The organism is Mesorhizobium sp. M7A.F.Ca.CA.004.12.1.1 (assembly GCF_003997835.1).
Taxonomy (GTDB): domain Bacteria; phylum Pseudomonadota; class Alphaproteobacteria; order Rhizobiales; family Rhizobiaceae; genus Mesorhizobium.
In genome coordinates this window covers 1-2,282 of the sequence record NZ_RZRK01000919.1, presented here as the reverse complement: position 1 = coordinate 2,282, position 2,282 = coordinate 1, and the positions used below count along the sequence as shown (strand labels likewise).

Here is a 2,282-nt window from a genome sequence, read left to right as displayed (position 1 = left end):
CTGCATGAGCGCGTCGATGCAATTTTCCGCAAGGCCGGACTGAACCCCATTCAGGCCAGCGCCATTACAAGGGTCATCGTCGCGGCGGAACGCGATGCCTGCAAGTCGCATGGCATCTACCGGATCGAAGGCGCCCTGCGGACGATCAAGGCCGGAAAGGTGAGCCCACACGCGGTGCCCGAGTTGTTGCCTCAAGACGCTCCCGCCCTCGTCAAAGTGGATGCGAAGCATGGTTTCGCCAACCCAGCCTTCGAATTGGGTCTGCCGGTGCTGATCGAGCGGGCACGGTCGTGCGGCATTGCCGCACTCGCGATCAACGATGCGGTGCATTTTTCCGCCCTTTCGGTGGAGGTCGAAGCTTTGACACAGGCAGGCCTGACCGGCCTGGCCATGTGCCCGAGCTATGCCACCGTCGCTCCGACCGGTGGCAACGGACCATTGCTGGGCACCAATCCTTTTGCCTTTGGCTGGCCGCGAGAAGAGCAGCCTCCCTACGTTTTCGACTTCGCGACCTCGGTTGCCGCGCGCGGCGAGATCGAGCTCCACCGCCGGGCAGGCAAGAAGCTGCCGGAAGGCTGGGCCATGGATTCTGACGGCAGGCCAACGACGGACCCCGAAGCTGCCCTGGCGGGCGCCATGCTTCCCTTCGGCGGGCACAAGGGCTCGGCCATCGCGACGATGATCGAACTGCTCGCCGGGATCATGATCGGCGACCTGACCAGCCCCGAGGCGCTCGAGCTGCTTGGCACCACGACGCTTTATCCGTCGCACGGAGAGTTGGTCATCGCTTTCTCGCCGAAAGCCTTCGCCGCCGGCCGGCCCGGCAATCCGCTGGGCCGTGCTGAAGCGCTGTTCGAGGCGATCTTGGGCCAGGGTGCGCGCCTGCCCTCGCAAAGGCGGTTCCTAGCCCGCGAGACGTCGGAGCGCGACGGTATCGTCCTATCGCACCAGGAAATGGAACAACTCGATCGTTTTCTCGAACGGGGGCTCGACGCGGTCTGAATCGGTATCGCCAGGGCCAAGACCAATCACAGGAGGAGAAAAATGCGCTGGACGAAAACATTCACGGTCGTCGGCTGCCATGCCGAGGGCGAAGTCGGCAATGTGATCACCGGAGGCGTCAAGGACGTTCCGGGCAAGACCATGTTCGAAAAGAAGGAGTATCTCGAAGCGCATATGGACGACATTCGTGGGCTGCTCTTGTTCGAGCCGCGCGGTGCGCCCTACGTCAACGGCAACATCATCCTGCCGCCTTGCGATCCCTCGGCGGATCTCGGCTACGTCATAATTGAAAGCACGGAATACCCGCCCATGTCCGGCTCAAACACCATCTGCGTCGCCACAGTGGCGCTGGAGACGGGCATGGTGCCGATGAAGGAGCCTGAGACATTGCTGCGCATGGAAGCGCCGGCCGGCATGATCGAGGTGCGCTGTCTCTGCGAGAACGGCAAGGTGAAGCAGGTGGAGTTCACCAATGTACCGGCTTTTGCACTCCACCTCGACACGCATGTCGAGGTGGAAGGGCTCGGCACGATCACCGTCGACACCTCCTATGGCGGCATGACTTTCGCCCATGTCAATGCGCGCGCACTCGGCTTTTCCATAACACCCGACGAGGCCCACCAGATGTCGCTGATGGGCCAACGCATCAAGAAGGCGGTCAACGAACAGCTCAAGGTCGTGCATCCGGAGAACCCGAAGATCCGCGACGTGTCCAACGTGATTTTCGAAGGTCCGATCGAGCGCGTCGACGGGCGCGTGGAAAGCGTCAACGGCACGGTGTGCCTGCATGGCAGGCTCGACCGCTCACCGACAGGCACCGGCACCACCGGGCGGCTGGCGGTGATGTCGGCAAAGGGGCAGATCGTCAAGGGCGAGCTGTTCCGTAACAGATCGATCATCGGGACCCATTTCGATTCCCGCGTGATCGCCAATACGCGCCTCGGCGATCGCGACGCTGTCGTGGTCACCATCGCCGGACAAGCCTGGATCACCAGCATCGGCCAATATGGCCTCGACCCGACGGACCCTTATCCACGCGGGCATCGCCTCAGCGACGTCTGGTTCTGAAACGGACGCGGCCGTGCTCAGGCCGCGAACGCTCTGACCCTGACGCCGCTCGCCTCCAGCCGTCGCCGAACGCGCGCGGCGATGGCGACGGCTGCCGGCGTGTCGCTGTGGACGCAGATCGAATCGATCGGCGTCTGCAGCATCTGCCCGGAAAGCGTCTCGATGGCGCCTTGCTTGACCATCCGCACGACCCGTTCTGCCGCCTTCTCGGC

At 63.4% G+C, this 2,282-nt stretch carries 3 protein-coding genes; 2 read left to right on the top strand and 1 reads right to left on the bottom strand.

Annotation, left to right across the window (positions count from 1 at the left end):
* Together EN984_RS31715 and EN984_RS31710 are read left to right on the top strand one after the other, a co-directional pair.
* Nucleotides 1-1,002 (top strand): Ldh family oxidoreductase (locus EN984_RS31715; RefSeq protein WP_245480159.1); only part of this gene is annotated, 1,002 nt, incomplete at its 5' end.
* Nucleotides 1,003-1,044: 42 nt separating this feature from the next.
* Nucleotides 1,045-2,070 (top strand): proline racemase family protein, encoded by a 1,026-nt coding sequence (locus EN984_RS31710; protein ID WP_127266698.1) that lies wholly within the window; start codon nucleotides 1,045-1,047, stop codon nucleotides 2,068-2,070.
* Between the two features lie 17 nt (nucleotides 2,071-2,087).
* Here the strand turns inward: EN984_RS31710 and EN984_RS31705 are convergent.
* Nucleotides 2,088-2,282 (bottom strand): LamB/YcsF family protein (locus tag EN984_RS31705; protein ID WP_164765793.1); only part of this gene is annotated, 195 nt, incomplete at its 5' end.

Coding starts and splice junctions, on each gene's coding strand:
- EN984_RS31710 (WP_127266698.1), top strand. CDS start 1,045: ATGCGCTGGACGAAAACATTCACGGTCGTCGGCTGCCATGCCGAGGGC.